The sequence below is a fragment of the Streptomyces sp. NPDC047002 genome, from assembly GCF_040704505.1.
GTDB lineage: Bacteria > Actinomycetota > Actinomycetes > Streptomycetales > Streptomycetaceae > Streptomyces.
In genome coordinates, this window is record NZ_JBEYWC010000004.1 from 220,447 (window position 1) to 240,012 (window position 19,566).

Below are 19,566 nucleotides of genomic sequence, written 5' to 3' on the forward strand. Positions count from 1 at the left end.
GGGCACGGGCCCTGCGTGTGCGCCCGCGGTGCGGGCCGCTGTCAGTGCGCGCGCGCCGGGGTGTACGGCGCGAGCGCCGCCGCGAGCACGTCGTGGACGCGGGCCTTGAGCCGGGTGCCCTCCGGGGTGTGCTCCTCGGACAGGACCTCGCCCTCGGCGTGCATCCGGGAGACGAGCCCGCCCTGCGTGTACGGGACGAGCACCTCCACCTCGACCTCGGGACGCGGCAGGTCGGCGTCGATCAGCGCGAGCAGCTCGGGGATGCCCTCGCCGGTGCGCGCCGACACGGCGATCGCGTTGCGCTCGGCGGCCAGCAGGCGCCCCAGCACCAGCGGGTCGGCCGCGTCGGCCTTGTTGACGACGACGATCTCCCGCACGCCGTGGGCGCCGACGTCCCTGACGACCTCGCGGACCGCGGCGAGCTGCTCCTCGGGCGCGGGGTGCGAGCCGTCCACCACGTGCAGGATCAGGTCGGAGTCTCCGACCTCCTCCATCGTGGAGCGGAACGCCTCCACCAGGTGATGCGGCAGGTGCCGGACGAAGCCGACCGTGTCGGCGAGCGTGTACAGCCGGCCGCTCGGCGTCTGCGCGCGCCGCACCGTCGGGTCGAGCGTGGCGAACAGCGCGTTCTCCACCAGGACGCCGGCGCCGGTGAGGCGGTTGAGCAGGGACGACTTGCCCGCGTTGGTGTAGCCGGCGATCGCGACGGAGGGCACGCGGTGGCGCCTGCGCTCCTGCCGCTTGATCTCGCGGCCCGTCTTCATCTCCGCGATCTCCCGGCGCATCTTCGCCATCTTCTCGCGGATGCGCCGCCGGTCCGTCTCGATCTTCGTCTCACCGGGGCCTCGGGTGGCCATGCCGCCGCTGCCGCCGCCGCCCATCTGCCGGGACAGCGACTGGCCCCAGCCGCGCAGCCTCGGCAGCATGTACTGCATCTGTGCGAGGGCCACCTGCGCCTTGCCCTCACGGGACTTGGCGTGCTGGGCGAAGATGTCGAGGATCAGCGCCGTGCGGTCGACGACCTTGACCTTGACGACGTCCTCCAGATGGATGAGCTGGCCGGGGCTCAGCTCACCGTCGCAGACCACGGTGTCGGCGCCGCTTTCGAGGACGATGTCCCGCAGCTCCTGCGCCTTGCCCGAGCCGATGTAGGTCGCCGGGTCCGGCTTGTCGCGCCGCTGCACGACCCCGTCCAGGACGAGCGCGCCCGCGGTCTCGGCGAGCGCCGCCAGCTCCGCGAGGGAGTTCTCCGCGTCGTCGAGCGTGCCGGACGTCCAGACGCCGACGAGCACCACCCGTTCGAGGCGCAGCTGCCGGTACTCGACCTCGGTGACGTCCTCCAGCTCGGTGGAGAGCCCCGCCACGCGCCGCAGCGCCGCCCGGTCGGAGCGGTCGAACTGGTCGCCGTCACGGTCCTGGTCGACGCCGTGGCCCCAGGTGACGTCCTCTTCCATCAGGGCATCGGCCCGGAGGCTGTCGGTGCGTGGGTCCGCGGGGCGGCCCCCCGCGGGGTGCCGCGTGTCCTGGGAACGCGTGTCCGTGGAGAAGGAGGAAGAGGAGGTCATTGGGTCCTTACGTCGTCGAGAGCGGCGGTCGTGTGCCGTCGAACGGGTCAACGCCCGCGCCGGCCGATTGATTCCCGCCGCGGCCCTGACCGGCCCGTCGATGGTGGCACGCGCCGGGTTCCCCGTCACGCGGGTTTCACGCACCGCCACCGGTCGGGGCCGCAGCGTGGCCTGCGGGGGCGGTGGGGGCCGCGGGGACGGCGGCGGGCCGCTGCCGCTTGCCCGCGCCGGCCGGCTTCCCCGGGCCCTGGGCGGGATGGGCGGTGGGCGCGGGCCGCCAGTCGGGGTGGCCGGGCATCGGGGGCGTCTTCGCGCCGTAGAGCCAGGTGTGGAAGAAGGACGTCAGGTCGCGGCCGGCGTCGCGGGAGGCGAGGGCGGTGAAGTCGGCGGTGGACGCGGACGCGTCGCGGTGCTCGCGCACCCAGTCGCGCTCGATGCGGGAGAACGCGGCGGCGCCGACCTCCTGGCGCAGGGCGTAGAGCACCAGCGCGCTGCCGTCGTAGACGACGGGCCTGAAGATGCTGATGGCCTGGCCGGGCTCGGGCGCCTTGGGCCTTGCGGGCGGGCCGCCCGCGGTGCGCCAGCCGTCGGACTGGGCGTACGCCTCGCGCATGCGGCTCTCGAAGGAGGGGCCGCCGTGCTCCTCGGCGTAGGTGCCCTCGTACCAGGTGGCGTGGCCCTCGTTGAGCCAGAGGTCGGACCAGCGGTGCGGGGAGACGCTGTCGCCGAACCACTGGTGCGACAGCTCGTGCACCAGCACCGAGTCGACGTACCAGGCGGGGTAGCCGCCGTCCGTGAACATGTTCCGCTCGAACAGCGACAGCGTCTGGGTCTCCAGCTCGAAGCCGGTGTCGGCGCCCGCGACGAGCACGCCGTAGTCCTCGAACGGGTAGCGGCCTACGCGCTTCTCCATCCACTCGATCATGCCGGGCGTCTTCTTGAGCCACGGTTCGAGCCGCTTCGCGTCGGCCGCCGGCACGACGTCCCGTACGGGCAGCCCGTGCGGCCCCGTGCGGCGCAGGACGGCGGAGTCGCCGACGGAGACCTGGGCGAGCTCCGTGGCCATGGGGTGGCGGGTGCGGTAGGTCCAGGTGGTGTCGGGCCCTTGGGCGGTGCGGGAGACCTGCTCGCCGCCCGCGACGACGGTGAGCTTCTTCGGCGCGGTGACGTGGAAGGTGAAGTACGCCTTGTCGTCGGGGTGGTCGTCGCAGGGGAACACGCGGTGGGCGGCGTCGGCCTGATTGGCCATCACCAGGCCGTCGCTGGTGCGGATCCAGCCGCCGGTGCCGCTGTTGTTGCCGGTGGGGTCGCTGGTGTGGCGGACGGTGACGCGCAGCGGGTCGCCCGCCGCGAGGGGCGCCTTCGGCGTGACGACGAGGTCCTCGCCCGCGGTGGCGAACGCGGCGGGCGCGCCGTTGACGCGGACCGAGCGGACCGTGCCGTGGGTGAAGTCCAGGTTGAAGCGGTCGAGGGGGCTGGTCGCCGTGGCGTCGACGGTGGTGGTGGCGGTGAGCGGCTTCTTGTTGTCGCCGCTGTAGTCGAAGCCGATGTCGTACGAGCGGACGTCGTAGCCCGGGTTGCCGAGGGTCGGGAAGAGGCGGTCGCCGACGCCGAGCGGGCGGGGCGCGGGCAGCGCCGCCGCGACCAGGGTGGCCGAGGCGGCGGCGAGCAGGGCGGCGCGCAGCCGGCGGGAGGTGAGGAGCATCCCCCACCGCTACCAGGGCGGGCGGGGCCCGCGGGGGCGGCGCGCGTCCCGCTCAGCCGATCGGGTGGGCGGCGGGCCGCGGGGTGGACGGGCGGCGCCCGCTGTGCGCGGGAGCGGGCCTCACGCCTCCGCGGGCTGCTGCGCGCGGCTGACGTCGTACACGCCCGGTACGTCCCGCATGGCGCGCATCAGACCCGGCAGCAGTGCGGCGTCGGGGAGTTGGACGGTGTACGTGTGGCGCACCCGCTGCCGGATCGGCGGCTCGACGGTGGCGGAGATGATGGCGGCACCCGCCGTGGACATGGCCTCCGTGAGGTCGGCCATGAGCCTGGGCCTGCCGAACGACTCGGCGCGCAGGGTGACATGGCAGTCCGCGGTGTCCCCGGCCGACCAGCTGACGGGTACGGGGGTGCGTTTGAGGGTCATGCGGCGCACGGCGGGGCACTCGGTGCGGTGCACGGTGACGGTGCCGCCGCGCACCTGGAATGCGGTGATCTCGTCCGGCGGCACCGGCGTACAGCACCCCGCGAGGCGTACGGGCGCGTCCGGCAGGTCGCTGACGACGCCGACGGGGCCGCGGGGCCCCGCGGAGAGCACCGCGGGCGGGCGGGGCGCGGCGTCCGGCAGGGCGGCGGCGTCGGGGTGGGCGGCGAGCCAGCCGGTGATCGCGATGCGCGCCGCGGGGGTGCGCGCGTGCTCGAGCCACTCGGGCGAGGGGCCGGAGGAGGTGTCGTGTGCGAGGAGGATCTGCACGGTGTCGCCGTCCTTGAGGACGGTGCCGAGTGCGACGAGGCGCCCGTTGACGCGGGCGCCGAGACATCGGTGCGCGGCCTCGCCGTGCTGGGCGTAGGCGGCGTCGACGCAGGTCGCGCCCGCGGGCAGGCCGAGCATGCCGCCCTCGGCGCGGAAGACGGTGAGCTCGCGGTCCTGGGCGAGGTCGGCGCGGAGCGTGGTCCAGAAGGTGTCGGGGTCGGGCGCGGACTGCTGCCATTCCAGGAGGCGGGAGAGCCAGCCGGGGCGCGTGGGGTCGGCGGCGCCCTCGCCCTCGCCTTCCGTGCTCTCGTTCGCGCCCGGCGCGGACGCGTAGGGGTTGCCGAGCGCGACGACGCCCGCCTCGGCGACCTTGTGCATCTGGTGGGTGCGGATCAGCACCTCGACGACGGCTCCGTCGGGCCCGACGACGGCGGTGTGCAGGGACTGGTACAGGTTGAACTTGGGGGCGGCGACGAAGTCCTTGAACTCGGAGATCACCGGGGTGAAGCAGGTGTGCAGCTCGCCGAGCACCCCGTAGCAGTCGGCGTCCTCGGAGACGAGGACGAGGAGGCGGCCGAAGTCGGTGCCGCGCAGCTCGCCGCGTTTGAGGCGGGAGCGGTGCACGGAGACGAGGTGGCGCGGCCTGACGAGCACCTCGGCGGAGATGCCGGCCTCGCGCAGCACCCGGCCCAGCGCGTCGGCGGTCGCGGAGAGCGCGTCGCCCGCCGAGGCGTTCTCGGAGATCAGGGCGCGGGTGCGGGCGGCGTCCTCGCGGCAGAGGATGGCGAAGACCAGGTCTTCGAGCTCGGACTTGATGGCCTGCACGCCGAGGCGCTCGGCGAGCGGCACGAGGACGTCGCGGGTGACCTTGGCGATGCGCTCCTGCTTCTCGGGGCGCATCACGCCGAGTGTGCGCATGTTGTGCAGGCGGTCGGCGAGTTTGATCGACATGACGCGGACGTCGTTGCCGGTGGCGACGAGCATCTTGCGGAACGTCTCGGGCTCCGCGGCGGCCCCGTAGTCGACCTTCTCCAGCTTGGTCACGCCGTCGACGAGATAGCGGACCTCCTTGCCGAACTCGCGGCCGACCTGGTCGAGGGTGACGTCGGTGTCCTCGACGGTGTCGTGCAGGATCGCCGCGGTCAGCGTGGTGGTCTCGGCGCCCAGCTCGGCCAGGATGAGGGTCACGGCGAGCGGGTGCGTGATGTACGGCTCGCCGCTCTTGCGGTACTGGCCGCGGTGCGAGGCCTCCGCGAGGACGTAGGCCCGGCGCAGGACGGAGAGGTCGGCGTCGGGGAAGTGCGCCCGGTGCGCGTCGGCGACGTGCCCTATGGCGTCGGGGAGCCGGTCGCGTGACGCCGGTCCGAGCAGGGCGGCCCTGCCCAGCCTGCGGAGGTCGATACGGGGCAGACCGCGCCTGCGGCCGTGGACACCAGGGCTGGTGGCCTCTGCACTCATGGGCACCTCCGGGCAGGATCGACCGGCGGTACGAGGGACAGGGGTACGCCCTCCGGGCCGGTGCTTGATGCTATCGAGCCCAACACGTGGACCAGACCCGCACTCGTTCAGCGTGAAACGGATCACCCGTTCAAGCGAACGTCTGCATGTGTCAACCGAAGGCCGATTCGAGCCATTCCGCGGCGATCCGTCCTTCCCCGACGAGGACGGCGGGGCCGGTCATCTCGATCTCCCCGTCGGGGTGCTCGGTGATCACCAGCCGGCCGCCGGGCAGGTCCACCGTGTACGTCACCGGCCGGCCGGTCCCCGCCGGGTCCGCGCCGTCCCTGCGGGACGCGGCGACGGCCACGGCGCAGGCTCCCGTGCCGCACGAGCGGGTCTCGCCCGAGCCGCGCTCGTGGACCCGCATGGCCACGTGGCGCGGGCCGCGGTCGATCACGAACTCGATGTTGACGCCGTCGGGGTAGACGGCGGCGGGCGCGTATCCGGGTGTGCTGAGCAGGTCGCCCGCGTGGGTCAGGTCCTCGACGAACGCGACCGCGTGCGGGTTCCCCATGTCGACGTGGTAGGCGGGCCAGCTGCGGCCGCCCACGGTGACCTCCACGCGCTCGGCCGGCAGGGCGGCGCGGCCCATGCGGACCGTGATGTCGCCGTCCTTGGCGAGGTGGACGTGCTTGACCCCGCCGCGGGTGGCGACCGCGAGGTCGCCTGCGCCGGTGTGCCCGGCGTGCTGGAGGTAGCGGGCGAAGACGCGCACGCCGTTGCCGCACATCTCCGCGACCGATCCGTCGCCGTTGCGGTAGTCCATGAACCACTCGGCCTCGCCCGCCATGGCGCGCGCCTCCGGGTGGGCGGCGGAGCGCACCACGTGCAGCACCCCGTCGCCGCCGATGCCCGCCCTGCGGTCGCAGAGCGCCGCGACGACGTGCGGGGGCAGGTCGCGGATGTTGTCCGGGTCGGGCAGGATCACGAAGTCGTTCTCCGTGCCGTGGCCCTTGAGGAAGACCCAGGGCGTGGTCGGTGTGGTGGTCACGCGTCCCATCGTAGGAGCAGGCGCGGGGAAGCGGCGAAGCTGCCTGCGGTCAGCGCAGCCGGGCGACGCGCCACACGGCGAGCGCGACGACGAGGGCGGCGATCGCCGTGTAGAGCGCCACGAAGCGCCAGTCGGCCCGCTCGCCTGAGGACTTGGCGGGCAGTCCCGGCCAGGTGTAGCCGACCTTGCGGGCGGTCGTCATGCCCCAGCCGGCGGCGCAGCAGCCGAGGAGGAGGCCGAGCATCGCGATCACCGAGCCGCCGTCCCCGGTACCGAAGGCGAGCGGGAAGGCGAACATCAGCGAGCCGAGCCCGGCGAGCACCACGATGGGCGCGACCTGCCAGATCCTGAACTTGCCGCGGGGCCGCAGCTCGACCTCGACCTCGGGGGTGGTCTGCTCGGCCTCGGGGTCCTGCTCGTCGGGGCCGTCGGAGGCGAGGCCCCCGGGCAGGAGCGCGGCGTCGAGCGGGCCGTCCTGGGAGAGCGTGCCCGGGTCGCGGACCGCCCGCGGGTCGGGGCCGGTGTCCCGGTGCGCGCCGTCGCGGTCAGGGCCGTCGGCGGATTCGCCCGGGGTCTTCGAGGGCGCGGGCACGGACGGCGGCGCAGCCAGGGGTCTGGGGTCTTCGGCGCCGTGTCCGGCGGGCGCGTCCCGCGTCGCGTACCGGGGATCGCGAGGGCCGGCCTCCATCGCCACGCGCCCTCCCAACTCGGACTCCACGGGTGGATAGATGCTCGATGATGGCACGGCCGTGGGGGCCGGAATGGCGGGCGGGGCGTCCCGATGCCATCACGTGATCAGGCTGTGACCGCCCGTTCGATCAGGGCGAGGGCGCGGTCGCGGAGTTCCTCGGCGGCCTCGTCGCCGCCGAGGAGCCAGTGCACCCGGGAGTCCCGCCGGAACCAGGAGTCCTGGCGGCGCGCGAAGCGTTTGGTGGCGCGCACGGTCTCCGCGCGCGCCTCCTCCTCCGTGCAGCCGCCGGCGAGCGCGGCGAGCACCTGCTGGTAGCCGAGGGCGCGCGAGGCGGTGCGGCCGTCGCGCAGGCCGCGCGCCGCGAGCGCCCGCACCTCGTCCACGAGCCCCGCCTGCCACATGCGCTCGACGCGCAGCGCGATGCGCGCGTCGAGTTCGGGGCGCGGCACGTCGACGCCGATCTGCACGGTGTCGTAGACGGCCTCGTGGCCGGGGAGGCTCGCCGTGAACGGGCGGCCGGTGATGGTGATCACTTCGAGGGCCCTGACGATGCGGCGGCCGTTGCTCGGCAGGATCGCGCGGGCCGCTTGCGGGTCGGCCGCGGCGAGGCGGGCGTGCAGCACGCCGGAGCCGCGCAGCGTCAGTTCCGCTTCGAGCCTGGCCCTGACCTCGGGGTCGGTGCCGGGGAAGTCGAGCGCGTCGATGGCGCCCCGCACGTAGAGGCCGGAGCCGCCGACCAGGACGGGGACGCGGCCCTCGGCGAGGAGCCGGTCGATCTCGACGCGCGCCAGGCGCTGGTACTCGGCGACGCTCGCGGTCTCCGTGACGTCCCAGATGTCCAGCAGGCGGTGCGGGACGCCCGCGCGCTCCGCCGGGGTCAGCTTCGCCGTGCCGATGTCCATGCCGCGATAGAGCTGCATGGAGTCGGCGTTGACGACCTCGCCGCCGAGTTCGCGGGCGAGGTGGACGCCGAGATCGGACTTGCCGGCCGCGGTGGGACCGACGACGGCGATGACCCGTGGTGCGGGAGCTGCGCTTGTCACGGCTCCAGTCTCGCAAACGCCGGGGGCCGCCATGGACCCGCTCGCCGCGGTGCGGGGCGCGCGCCCCGGCCGTAGCCTGTGACGAGGTGCGGAGTGTTCCGCGGCTCCGCAAGGCGGAAGGTGCCCCATGGGCTTCAAGGAGACGCTGAAGGCCAGGCTCGCCCCGGCGAAGGACAAGGTGTCGGATCTGGCGGCGCAGCACGGCGACCGCATCGGCCAGGGACTCGACAAGGCCGCACGCACGGTCGACGAGCGGACCGGGGGCAAGTACACCGAGCGCATCGAGACGGGCACGGGCAAGGCGAAGGACGCCATCGACCGGATGTCCCAGAAGGGCGACGACGGCACGCCGCCGCGCGACGGCACCCCGTAGCCCCGCGTCCCGCGGGGCCCCGCGGGGTCCTGGCTCTCGGAGGCGCCCTACGACCAGGTACCGACCAGGTATCCGACGCCGTAGGGCGCCTCGTCGTACAGCAGCCGCCCGGCCAGTCCCGCGCCTTCTCCGGCGCCCGCGAGGACCTGCCAGGGGGCGCGGCCTGCGGCCGACAGCTCGCGGGCGAGCGCGGGGTCGAGCGCGGCGAGCGCCGCGGTGTCGGCGGTGGCCAGCGCCCCCGCGGCGGCCGCGTCGAACCCGGCGGCGCGCTCGTCGAGGTAGCCCGGGGCCTTGAGGGTGCGGCAGGCGCTGCCGTCGCCCATCACGAGGAGCGCCACGCGGGGCGCGGCGGCGGCGAGTTCGCGGCCTGCCTCCAGGCACGCCGCGGTGGTGAGGCCGTCGGCGACGGCGAGCGCCGTGGGCGCGGGACCGGCCCAGCCGACCCGGTCGAGCAGCCAGGCGGCGACCGCGAGGGAGACCGGCAGGCCGGGGCCGGCGGCAGGCCCTGCCGTGGGCGCGTCGGGGCCGGGGAGCGCCACGTCGACGGGAACGCCGAAGCCGCGGAACGTGCCCGCGCTGCCCGCCGGGTAGGGGCCCGGCGCGCCGTCCCCCGCCGGGCCGACGACGACCAGCAGGTCGGCGCGGGCCGCGGCCGCCACGGCCAGCGCGTCGGAGGCCGCGGTGCGGGCGGCGTCGAGCTCGGGCGCCGCGCCGGCGGCCACCTCGGGCACGAGCAGCGGGGGGCAGGGGCATACGGCGGCGGCTACCAGCATGCAGCGACCCTAACCCGCGGCGATCACCCCGGCCGCCGTGGGCAGCTCAGCGGACGGCGCAGCCGTCGGCCGCGGGCAGCGGCGCGGGGACGCCCACGGTGGGCAGCCCGAGCATGACGCCCCGGGGCCCGCTCTCCTGCGCGGTGCGGCGCTCCCAGGCGTCGCCTGCGCGGGTGCGGCGCACCCGGGTCGTGGGGCCCTCGGCGAGCAGGTGGTGCGGGGCCGCGTAGGTGATGTCCACGGTGACCAGGTCGCCGGGGCGCACGTCCTCGTCCGGCTTGGTGAAGTGCACGAGGCGGTTGTCGGGGGCGCGTCCCGAGAGGCGGTGCGTGGCGTCGTCCTTGCGGCCCTCGCCCTCGGCGACCATGACGTCGAGGGTCCTGCCGACCTGCTTCCTGTTCTCCTCCCAGGAGATCTCCTCCTGGAGGGCGACCAGCCGCTCGTAGCGCTCCTGCACGGTCTTCTTGGGGATCTGCCCGTCCATCTCGGCCGCGGGGGTGCCCGGCCGCTTGGAGTACTGGAAGGTGAAGGCCTGCGCGAAGCGCGCCTCGCGGACGACGTGCAGGGTCTGCTCGAAGTCCTCGTCGCTCTCGCCGGGGAAGCCCACGATGATGTCGGTGGAGATCGCGGCGTGCGGGATGGCGGCGCGCACCTTCTCGATGATGCCGAGGTAGCGGTCCTGCCGGTAGGAGCGGCGCATGGCGCGCAGCACGCTGTCCGAGCCGGACTGGAGCGGCATGTGCAGCTGCGGCATCACGTTGGGGGTCTCGGCCATCGCGGCGATCACGTCGTCGGTGAAGTCGCGGGGGTGGGGCGAGGTGAAGCGGACGCGCTCCAGGCCCTCGACGGTGCCGCAGGCCCGCAGCAGCTTGGAGAACGCCTGCCGGTCGCCGATGTCGGAGCCGTACGCGTTGACGTTCTGCCCGAGCAGGGTGATCTCCGAGACGCCCTCGGCGACCAGCGCCTCGACCTCGGCGAGGATGTCGCCGGGGCGGCGGTCCTTCTCCTTGCCGCGCAGCGCCGGCACGATGCAGAAGGTGCAGGTGTTGTTGCAGCCCACGGAGACCGACACCCAGGCGGCGTACGCGGACTCGCGGCGGGTGGGCAGCGTGGAGGGGAACGCTTCCAGCGACTCGGCGATCTCGATCTGCGCCTCCTCCTGGACGCGGGCGCGCTCCAGCAGGACCGGCAGCCTGCCGATGTTGTGCGTGCCGAAGACCACGTCCACCCAGGGGGCCTTGCGCACGATCGTGTCGCGGTCCTTCTGCGCGAGGCAGCCGCCGACGGCGATCTGCATGCCGGGCCGCCGGGTCTTGGCGGGGGCGAGGCGGCCGAGGTTGCCGTAGAGCTTGTTGTCGGCGTTCTCCCGTACGGCGCAGGTGTTGAAGACGACGACGTCGGCCTCCTCGGCGCCCTCGGGGGCGCGCACGTAGCCCGCGTCCTCCAGCAGTCCCGAGAGCCGCTCCGAGTCGTGCACGTTCATCTGGCATCCGTACGTGCGGATCGCATAGCTTCGGTTGGCGCCCACGGTCCGGGCCGGCTCACTGCTGCTCATGGGACAAGGGTAGGCCGTGCGGGTGGGCGCCCGGGCCCGGCCGGTGCGCGGCGGCCCGGCACGCGCCCTGGCCGCACGCCGGGCGGTGCTGGCAGGATCGCCGCATGTCCGCACAGCCCGCGCGCCGCCGCCGGCGTCTCGCACGGGGCGCGGGCGCGCTGCTCGCGGTGGCTGCGCTGCTGGTGTGGTGGGTGGTGCCGAAGGGGCCGCCGGTGCCGCACGGCTCGGCGGTCTTCAGCACGGGCGTGCGCTCGGGCGTCTACCACAGGTACGGGGACCTGCTGGAGGAGTACCTGCGCAGGGACCTGCCGCGCGTGCGGGTCTCGCTGGTGCCGAGCGAGGGCTCGGGGCAGAACCTGGAGCGGGTGGCGACCGGTGCGGCGCAGTTCACCTTCGCGACGGCCGACGTGGTGGCCGCCTACCGCCGCGGGCACAGGACCGGCTGGGAGCACCTGCGCGGCTGCGCCCGGCTCTACGACGACTATGTGCAGCTGGTCGTACCGCGCGGGTCGCGGGTGCGGTCGGTCGCGGACCTGCGGGGGCTGCGGGTCGGCGTGGGGCAGGCGGGCTCCGGCGTACGGCTCGTCGCCGACCGGCTGCTGCGCGCGGCGGGCGTCGACCCGGGCACCGGCCTCACGGAGGTGCTGCACGGCATCGACCGGATGCCGGACGAGCTGGCGGCGGGGCGCATCGACGCGTTCTTCTGGACGGGCGGGCTGCCGACGGCTGCGGTGCAGCGGCTGACCGAGCGGTTCCCGGTGCGCCTCGTCCCGCTGGAGGCGGGGCTGCTGCGGCGGCTGCACGCGGCGACGGGCCCCGACGGCGCGTTCTACCGCGCCGCCGACATCCCGGCGGACGCGTACGGGCCGACCGGCGGCGCCGCCGCGGTGCCCACGGTGGCCGTGGCCAATCTGCTGGTCACGACGGACCTGGTGGGCGAGGACCTGGCGGAGGGGTTCACCAGGACGGTGATCGGCAGCAGGGACAGGATCGGCCGGGTCGTCCACCCGGCCCAGCTGGTGGACCTGCGCACGGCGATCTACACGGACCCGCTGCCCCTGCACGAGGGCGCGGTCCGCTATTACCGGTCCTCGAAGCCCTGAGTGTGCGGGGCCGAGCGGGGCAGCGCGAGGGTGGCCCGCAGCCCCTTCGGGGCGGCGCGCGCATGGCTGAGGGTGCCGCCCGACGCGGCGAGCAGGGCGCGGGCGATCGACAGGCCGAGACCTGAGCCCGCCACGTTTTGGTGGCGCCCGCTGCGCCAGAAGCGGTCCCCGATCCGCGCCAGCTCCTCGTCGGTGAGCCCGGGGCCGCCGTCCTCGACCACGACGGAGACCGACTCGCTCGCGGCGGCGGCCGACACCGTCACCCGTTCGCCCCTCGGGGTGAACTTCAGGGCGTTGTCGATGACCGCGTCCAGGGCGCTGGAGAGGGCGACCGGGTCGGCCCAGGCGGCGACGGCGGCGCCGCGCCAGGCGAGCCGTACGCCGCGCTCGTCGGCGAGCGCACGCCATGCCGCGACCCGCTCGGCGGCGAGCGCGCCCACGTCGGTGACGCGGGCGTCGGCTGCCGAGTGCTCGGCGAGCGCGAGCCCCAGCAGGTCGTCGAGGACCGCGCCGAGCCGCTTGCCCTCGGTGCGCACGGAGGCGATCTCCGCGCTGTCGTCGGGGAGTTCGAGGGCGAGCAGCTCGATCCGCAGCAGCAGCGCCGACAGCGGGTTGCGCAGCTGGTGCGAGGCGTCGGCGACGAACGCCCGCTGCTGTTCGAGCACGTCCTCGACGTTGTCGGCCATCTCGTTGAAGGAGCGCGCCAGGCGCCGCAGTTCCGGCGGGCCTCCGGCGGGCGCCACGCGTGCCTTCATCCGTCCGGTGGCGATCGCGTGGGTGGCGGCGTCGAGAACGCGTACGGGCAGCAGGACCCAGCCGGCGAGCCGCACCGCGGCGCCGACGGCGACCAGCAGGGCGGCCGACTCGCCTGCGGCGATCAGCAGCCAGCCGCGCAGGACGCGGGAGCGCAGTTGACCGGTGGGCGAGTCGGTGACCACGACGGCGACCACGTCGCCGTCGCGCACCACGGGCGAGGCGACGAACAGGCGCCGGTGCTGCCAGGGCCACACCTGCTCCGGGTCGTCGCTGCGCCGGCCGAGCAGCGCCTCGCCGAACGCGTCGCGCCCCTCCCCCGCCGCGGGCGGCCGCCAGTCGGCGGGGGCCTTCGCCAGGGCGGTGCCGTCGCGCAGGAAGACGCCCGCCCTGATCTCGTACACCTCGTGGTAGCGGGCGAGTTCGGTGGCGAGCGCGGCCCTGCGCTCGTCGCCGCCCGCTGCGGGCCCCGCCTCGTCCACGGCGAACTGGGCGAGCGCGGCGACCCGCGCCGTGTCGTCGATGCGGTCGACCACGACGTGCTGCTGCCTGGCGGCGGCCATGCTGACGGCCAGCGGGACGCCGAGCGCCAGCAGCACGGCCGCCATCAGCACGAGCAGCAGCGGCAGCAGCCGTGAGCGCACGCCGTCCCTTCCCTTCCGCCTCGCGTCCTGTCCCCCGCCGTCCCGTGTCCCGCCCCGCCGCTGTTCCGCGTCAGGCGCTCTGCTGCGGCGCCGCGGGCGCGGCGATCCGGTAGCCGACGCCCCGGACGGTCTCGATGAGTTCCGGCAGACCGAGCTTCTGCCGCAGCGAGGCGACATGGACTTCGAGGGTGCGGCCCGTCCCCTCCCAACTGGTCTGCCACACCTCGCTGATGATCTGCTCGCGCCGGAACACCACGCCGGGGCGCCGGGCGAGCAGCGCGAGCAGGTCGAACTCCTTGCGGGTGAGCTGGACATCGGCGCCGTCCACGGTGACGCGGCGGGTGGCGGGCTCCAGCACGACGGGGCCGAGCGCCACGGCTTCGGCGGCCGGCCCGTCCGCGGTGTCGGCCGCGGTGCGCGGCCCCGGCGCCCGGCGGCTCACGGCGTGGATGCGGGCGAGCAGTTCGCCGATGTCGTACGGCTTGACGACGTAGTCGTCGGCGCCGAGGTGCAGGCCGTGGATGCGGGAGCGCACGTCACCCCGCGCCGTCACCATGATCAGCGGCGTGTCGGTGACCTTCCTGATCCGGTCGCACACCTGGAAGCCGTCCAGGTCGGGCAGGCCGAGGTCGAGCAGGACCACCCCGAAGGCGCGGGCCGGCGCCGGCAGCAGGGCCCGCAGCGCCTCCTCCCCCGAGCGCGCGTGCACGGTCTCGAAGCCGTGCCGGGCGAGGACCGCGCACAGCGCGGCGCCCACATGGTCGTCGTCCTCGACGAGCAGCAGTTTCACCCGTTCCCCCCTGTGTCGTCGTACACCTGGCATCCACCCCGATGACGCCCGCCGCGTCAAGTGCGGCGCCGGCCGGCACCCCTTCCGTCACCGGCCCGGTACGCCGCGTTCCGCGGGTCCCCGCAGAAGGCGGGGCCGCGGCGGCGCGAGACGGGATCGTGATGCTCAAGCTTCGCTCAGATGTGCTGACGGCGCCGCGGGCCGCTGCCTACTGTCCGGGGCAGACCGAGGAGGACGGAGCGTCACCGATGGGCGAGGTACGAGTGGTCGAGGAACCTGCGGACGGCGCACGCGCCGCGGACGGCCTGGTCGTGCTGCGCGGCGTGGACAAGCACTTCGGCGCGCTGCACGTGCTCCAGGACATCGATCTGAGCGTGGCGCGCGGCGAGGTCGTCGTGGTCATCGGCCCCTCCGGCTCCGGCAAGTCGACGCTGTGCCGGACGATCAACCGCCTGGAGACGGTCGACTCGGGCAGCATCACCATCGACGGGCGCCCGCTGCCCCAGGAGGGCAGGGAGCTGGCGAGGCTGCGGGCCGACGTCGGCATGGTCTTCCAGTCGTTCAACCTCTTCGCGCACAAGACCGTGCTGGAGAACGTGACCCTGGGCCAGGTCAAGGTGCGCAGGCTCGGCAGGGCCGCGGCCGAGGAGAAGGCCCGCGTCCTGCTCGACCGGGTGGGCGTGGGCGCGCAGGCCGACAAGTACCCGGCGCAGCTCTCCGGCGGGCAGCAGCAGCGCGTCGCGATCGCGCGGGCGCTCGCCATGGACCCGAAGGTCATGCTGTTCGACGAGCCGACCTCCGCGCTCGACCCCGAGATGATCAACGAAGTCCTCGACGTCATGCAGCAGTTGGCGCGGGACGGCATGACGATGATCGTCGTCACCCACGAGATGGGCTTCGCGCGCTCCGCCGCGAACCGGGTCGTCTTCATGGCGGACGGCCGGATCGTCGAGGAGGCCGCCCCCGACGCGTTCTTCAGCAGTCCGCGCAGCGAGCGCGCCAAGGACTTCCTGTCGAAGATCCTGCACCACTGACGCCCGCGGGGCGCGCCAGGCGCCCGCGGCACACCACCGAGACCGCTCAACTCACCGAGGGAAGACCCGGCATGAAGCTTCGCACGGCAGGCACGGCCGCCGCGGCCGCACTCGTCCTGTCCCTGGCCGCCACCGCGTGCGGCAAGGGCGGCGGCGACGAGGGCTCGGCCGACGGCGGCAAGAAGATCGCCATCGGCATCAAGTACGACCAGCCCGGCCTGGGCCTGAAGAAGCCGGACGGCAGCTTCTCCGGCTTCGACGTCGACGTCGCCACCTATGTGGCCGGGCAGCTCGGCTACAAGGCGGACGACATCGAGTGGAAGCAGACGCCGAGCGCCGAGCGCGAGAACATGATCGCCAACGGTGACGTCCGGTTCGTCGTCGCCAGCTACTCGATCACCGACGAGCGCAAGCAGAAGGTCGACTTCGCCGGCCCCTATCTCCTGGCCCACCAGGACCTGCTGGTGCGCGCCGACGACAGGTCGATCACGAAGGCCGCCGACCTCAACTCCAAGAAGCTGTGCTCCGTGACGGGTTCGACCTCGGCGCAGAACATCAGGCGGGACCTGGCCCCCAAGGCCGACCTCCAGCAGAACGGCGGCTACTCGGAGTGCCTGACCGGCCTGGAGAACAAGGCCGTCGACGCCCTCACCACCGACGACTCCATCCTCGCCGGCTACGCGGCGCAGAAGGAGCACCGGGGCAAGTTCCGGCTCGTGGGCCTCAAGCTGAGCGACGAGAACTACGGCATCGGCCTGAAGAAGGGCGACACGGCGCTCAAGGACAAGATCGACGCGGCGCTGAAGAAGATGGTCTCCGACGGCTCCTGGCAGAAGGCCGTCACCGCCAACTTCGGCCCCGCGCACTACAAGAACGAGCCCGCTCCCGCCCTCGCGGACTGAGCGCGGGGGCATCGTGTTCGACTTCCTCGGCAATCCCGACTACGACGTGCTCGGCGCCTTCTGGGTGACCGTGCAGCTCACCCTCTACTCGGCGGCGGGCTCCCTGGTGTGGGGCACGCTGCTCGCGGGGATGCGGGTCAGCCCGGTGCCCCTGATGCGGGGCTTCGCCACCGGCTATGTCAACGTCGTGCGCAACATCCCGCTGACCGTGGTCATCGTGGCGTGCTCGCTCGGCCTCAACCAGACCCTCCAGATCACCCTGGGCGGGCAGACGTTCAGGGAGACGGGCTTCCGCCTCGCGGTGCTCGGACTCGTCGCGTACACCGGCACGTTCGTCTGCGAGGCGCTGCGCTCCGGCATCAACACGGTGCCGGTGGGGCAGGCGGAGGCGGCGCGCGCGCTCGGCCTCGGGTTCTTCCAGGTGCTCACCCTGGTGGTGCTGCCGCAGGCGTTCCGCTCGGTGGTCGCACCGCTCGCCAACATCCTGATCGCGCTGACCAAGAACACCACGGTGGCCGCGGCGATCAGCGTCGCGGAGGCGGCGGCGCTGATGAAGGACATGACGGAGAACGAGAGCGACGCGCTGTTCGCGGTGTTCGCCGTGTTCGCGTTCGGTTTCGTGGTGCTGACGCTGCCGGTCGGGCTGCTGCTCGGCTGGGTCGGCCGGAGGGTGGCGGTGAAGCGATGAGCGGTCATTCCGTCCTGTACGACGCGCCGGGGGCCCGTGCGCGGCGGCGCAACATCCTCTACACGGCGGTCTTCCTGACCGCTTTCGCCTTCGCCGTCTGGTGGCTGCTGTCCGCGATGGCGGACAAGCAGCAGCTGACGGCGGCGAAGTGGCGCCCGTTCGTCACGGACCCGGAGGTCTGGACGACCTATCTGCTGCCGGGACTGCGGGAGACGCTGCTCGCGGCGGGGCTCTCCATCGTGATCGCGCTGCCGGTGGGCGCGCTCCTCGGCCTCGGCCGGCTGTCCGACCACGCCTGGGTGCGGGTGCCGGTGGGCGTCGTGGTGGAGTTCTTCCGCGCCGTCCCCGTCCTGCTGATGATGGTCTTCGCCGCCCAGCTGTACGTGCAGTTCAGCTCGCTCTCCTCGGACGTGCGGCCGCTGTACGCGGTGGTGACGGGGCTCGTCCTGTACAACGCCTCGGTACTCGCGGAGATCGTCAGGGCGGGCATCCTCTCGCTGCCGCGCGGGCAGAGCGACGCGGCGCTCGCGATCGGCATGCGCAAGGGCCAGACCATGGTCTCCGTGCTGCTGCCGCAGGCGGTGACGGCGATGCTGCCGGTGCTCGTCAGCCAGCTGGTCGTGATCGTCAAGGACACCGCACTCGGCGGCGCGCTTCTCGGCCTGCCGGAACTGCTCTCCCAGAACCGCACGATCACCGCCAACTACGGTGCCAACACGATCGCCGCGTTCACCGTGATCGCCCTCCTGTACATCGCCGTCAACTCCTCGCTGACGCGATTCGCCGGGTGGCTGGAGCGGCGCCTGCGCAGGGCCAGGCGCTCCGGCGGCGTGGTGCTCGCCGCCGACGCCACCGACGGCGTCGAGGAGATCGCCGCGACCACCGCCAAGGGCGCGGGGCCGCGGGAGGGCTGAGGCGGAGGTGACGGGGGATCAGCTCGACTTCTGGCCGAGGGTGTACGCGCCGCCGAGGCCGTCGCTTGACGCGGGAACCCCCAGTCGGTTGCATACGTTCTGTGATCACGCACCGGGCGGTAGCCGCCACTGACCGCAAGACCGTTCGGGCCGGAGAGGCGGCTCCGTGGACCCGGTGATCGTGGTCGGCGCGGGCCCCGTGGGGCTCACGCTCGCCCTGGCCCTCGCGGCGGCGGAGGTCCCGTCCGTCGTGCTGGACGAGACGGGCGGTGAGGAGGACCGCCGGGCCGCGCGCACGGTCGTGCTCAGGCCGGACACCGCAGCTCTGACGGCACGTCTCGGCTGCGCCACTCTCCGTGACGAGGGGGCGCGGTGGGAGGCGTGGCGGCTGATGCGGCGCAGACAGCTGGTGCGCAGGCTGCCGCTCGGCGTCGAGGGCTTCCCCTCCCCCGTGCACATCGCGCAGCACGCGCTGGTGCGCGGGCTGCGCGCGGCGGCGGCGAAGACGCCCCTGGTGCAGGTCGTCGCCGACAGCCGCGTCGACACCCTGGAGCAGGACGGCTCGGGCGTCACGGCGCACATCCGCGGCCCGGGGAAGGCGTACTGGCGCGGCAGCTACCTGGTGGGGTGCGACGGCGCGCGGTCCACGGTCCGCAAGCTGCTCGGCGTCCGCTTCCCCGGCCGCACGGGGGTCGAGCGGTACGCGGTGGCCGCGCTGAGCGCAGAGCTGCCATGGCCGCGCGAGGCGGTCCTGCACCGGCAGCCGCCCTGGCGCACCGGGGGCGAGGAGGTCGCGGCGCGGCCCCTCCCGCGCGGCGGCTGGCGGGTCGACTGGCTGCTGCCCTCGCGCGGGGAGCTGGTCACGCCGGACGCGCTGGTGACCCGGGTGCGGGAGGCGCTGGCCGGCTGGTGCGGCGAGACCCCGCCGTACGAGCTGCTCGACACCGGCGTCCACACCGTCCACCACCGGCTGGCGCAGCGCTGGCGGGTCGGGCGCGCGTTCCTCGCCGGCGAGGCGGCGCACCTGCTCGGCGCGGTCGGCACCCAGGGCCTCGACGAGGGCGTGCGGGACGTCGACAACCTGGCGTGGAAGCTGGCGCTCGCCTGGCACCAGGGGCCGGGCGAGGCGCTGCTCGACAGCTACCAGGCGGAGCGGCGCACGGCGGTGGCGGCGCGGCTGCGGGCCGCGGACCAGTCGCTGCCGATACTGCGCGGCGGGGGCGGCCTGCGGGGGCTGCTGCCCGGCTCGGCCGGCAGCAGGGAGGCGCTGCTCGCCGACGGCCACCTGGGCCAGGGGCCGCTGGGCGCGCCCCCCGCCTACCCCAACTCGCCGCTGGCGCCCGCCTGGACGGACGGGGCCGCGGACGTCGGCACGGCGCCGGGCGCGCAGGTCACCGATGTGCGGGTGACGGCGCCCGACGGCACGGCGGGGCGGCTGCGGGAGCGGCTCGGCCGCGGCAGGCTGCTGGTGGTGCTGGTGGCGCCGGGCACCGCCGTGTGGGACCGCAGGCACTGGGTGACAGCGGGGGTGATGCCGCGGCTCGCGGCGGCCGTCGACGGCCTGCCGGTGGACGCGGAACTCCTGGTGGCGGAGGCGTATCCGGGGGCCGCCGCCCACCATGTGCTGGTCGTACGGCCCGACGGGCACCTGGCGGCCGCCTTCGCCGGCGTGCGCCCCGCCCAGCTGCGGGCGGCGGCGGACGCGGTGCGCGGCGGGGAGCCGTCGGACGACCGGAAGGACGCGGGGGGCCGTACGGCTCCGGTCAATTGACCGGAGCGGACACGCGTG

The 19,566-nt window shown here is 74.3% G+C and carries 17 protein-coding genes; 7 read left to right on the forward strand and 10 right to left on the reverse strand.

Annotated elements, in window-relative coordinates; translation table 11 throughout:
• Window positions 1–41: 41 nt before the first annotated feature.
• From hflX to miaA, 6 genes are all read right to left on the reverse strand, one after another.
• Window positions 42–1,565, reverse strand: coding sequence for a GTPase HflX (hflX, locus tag AB0910_RS06725; RefSeq protein ID WP_366743442.1), 1,524 nt, complete (start codon window positions 1,563–1,565; stop codon window positions 42–44).
• A gap of 136 nt (window positions 1,566–1,701) precedes the next feature.
• Window positions 1,702–3,270, reverse strand: coding sequence for a M1 family metallopeptidase (locus AB0910_RS06730; protein ID WP_366743443.1), 1,569 nt, complete (start codon window positions 3,268–3,270; stop codon window positions 1,702–1,704).
• 120 nt (window positions 3,271–3,390) lie between these two features.
• Window positions 3,391–5,481, reverse strand: coding sequence for an HD domain-containing protein (locus AB0910_RS06735; protein ID WP_366743444.1), 2,091 nt, complete (start codon window positions 5,479–5,481; stop codon window positions 3,391–3,393).
• Window positions 5,482–5,632: 151 nt separating this feature from the next.
• Complete coding sequence (gene dapF / locus AB0910_RS06740; protein ID WP_366743445.1) at window positions 5,633–6,514, reverse strand: diaminopimelate epimerase; 882 nt, start codon at window positions 6,512–6,514, stop codon at window positions 5,633–5,635.
• Between the two features lie 49 nt (window positions 6,515–6,563).
• Entirely contained in the window at window positions 6,564–6,965 is a 402-nt protein-coding gene (locus AB0910_RS06745; protein ID WP_366743489.1) for a hypothetical protein, read from the reverse strand.
• A gap of 344 nt (window positions 6,966–7,309) precedes the next feature.
• Window positions 7,310–8,248 carry a tRNA (adenosine(37)-N6)-dimethylallyltransferase MiaA gene (miaA, locus tag AB0910_RS06750; protein WP_366743446.1) on the reverse strand — a complete coding sequence of 313 codons (939 nt, stop codon included), beginning with the start codon at window positions 8,246–8,248 and terminating at the stop codon, window positions 7,310–7,312.
• Between the two features lie 127 nt (window positions 8,249–8,375).
• On the opposite strand from miaA, the gene AB0910_RS06755 reads away from it, so the two are divergent.
• Window positions 8,376–8,621 carry an antitoxin gene (locus AB0910_RS06755; protein WP_366743447.1) on the forward strand — a complete coding sequence of 82 codons (246 nt, stop codon included), beginning with the start codon at window positions 8,376–8,378 and terminating at the stop codon, window positions 8,619–8,621.
• A 47-nt stretch (window positions 8,622–8,668) separates the two neighbouring features.
• On the opposite strand, the gene AB0910_RS06760 is transcribed toward AB0910_RS06755, so the two are convergent.
• Together AB0910_RS06760 and miaB are read right to left on the reverse strand one after the other, a co-directional pair.
• A complete protein-coding gene (locus AB0910_RS06760; protein ID WP_366743448.1) occupies window positions 8,669–9,394 on the reverse strand; it encodes a hypothetical protein in 726 nt (241 codons plus the stop codon).
• 46 nt (window positions 9,395–9,440) lie between these two features.
• Window positions 9,441–10,949 (reverse strand): tRNA (N6-isopentenyl adenosine(37)-C2)-methylthiotransferase MiaB, encoded by a 1,509-nt coding sequence (miaB, locus tag AB0910_RS06765; protein WP_366743449.1) that lies wholly within the window; start codon window positions 10,947–10,949, stop codon window positions 9,441–9,443.
• A 104-nt stretch (window positions 10,950–11,053) separates the two neighbouring features.
• On the opposite strand from miaB, the gene AB0910_RS06770 reads away from it, so the two are divergent.
• Window positions 11,054–12,052, forward strand: a complete 999-nt coding sequence (locus AB0910_RS06770) for a TAXI family TRAP transporter solute-binding subunit (RefSeq protein ID WP_366743450.1) — start codon at window positions 11,054–11,056, stop codon at window positions 12,050–12,052.
• Here AB0910_RS06770 and AB0910_RS06775 read toward each other — a convergent pair.
• Window positions 12,031–13,449 (reverse strand): HAMP domain-containing sensor histidine kinase, encoded by a 1,419-nt coding sequence (locus tag AB0910_RS06775; RefSeq protein ID WP_366743451.1) that lies wholly within the window; start codon window positions 13,447–13,449, stop codon window positions 12,031–12,033. The two genes, AB0910_RS06770 and AB0910_RS06775, sit on opposite strands and share 22 nt — an antisense overlap.
• Before the next feature lie 70 nt (window positions 13,450–13,519).
• The gene (locus AB0910_RS06780) at window positions 13,520–14,239 is read right to left on the reverse strand and encodes a response regulator transcription factor (RefSeq protein ID WP_366743452.1); all 720 of its coding nucleotides are present in this window, start codon (window positions 14,237–14,239) and stop codon (window positions 13,520–13,522) included.
• Between the two features lie 248 nt (window positions 14,240–14,487).
• Between AB0910_RS06780 and AB0910_RS06785 the strand changes: the two genes are divergently transcribed.
• The 5 genes from AB0910_RS06785 to AB0910_RS06805 all read left to right on the forward strand — a co-directional run bounded on the left by AB0910_RS06785 (window position 14,488) and on the right by AB0910_RS06805 (window position 19,548).
• On the forward strand, window positions 14,488–15,273 hold the full coding sequence (locus AB0910_RS06785; RefSeq protein WP_366743453.1) for an amino acid ABC transporter ATP-binding protein: 786 nt from the start codon (window positions 14,488–14,490) through the stop codon (window positions 15,271–15,273).
• Between the two features lie 71 nt (window positions 15,274–15,344).
• Window positions 15,345–16,175: a glutamate ABC transporter substrate-binding protein gene (locus tag AB0910_RS06790; protein WP_366743454.1), complete on the forward strand. Its 831-nt coding sequence runs from the start codon at window positions 15,345–15,347 to the stop codon at window positions 16,173–16,175.
• Between the two features lie 13 nt (window positions 16,176–16,188).
• Window positions 16,189–16,863 carry an amino acid ABC transporter permease gene (locus tag AB0910_RS06795; protein WP_366743455.1) on the forward strand — a complete coding sequence of 225 codons (675 nt, stop codon included), beginning with the start codon at window positions 16,189–16,191 and terminating at the stop codon, window positions 16,861–16,863.
• Window positions 16,860–17,777, forward strand: a complete 918-nt coding sequence (locus AB0910_RS06800) for an amino acid ABC transporter permease (protein WP_366743456.1) — start codon at window positions 16,860–16,862, stop codon at window positions 17,775–17,777. The genes AB0910_RS06795 and AB0910_RS06800 overlap by 4 nt, the downstream gene beginning before the upstream one ends.
• 166 nt (window positions 17,778–17,943) lie before the next feature.
• Entirely contained in the window at window positions 17,944–19,548 is a 1,605-nt protein-coding gene (locus tag AB0910_RS06805) for an FAD-dependent monooxygenase (RefSeq protein WP_366743457.1), read from the forward strand.
• Window positions 19,549–19,566: the final 18 nt, after the last annotated feature.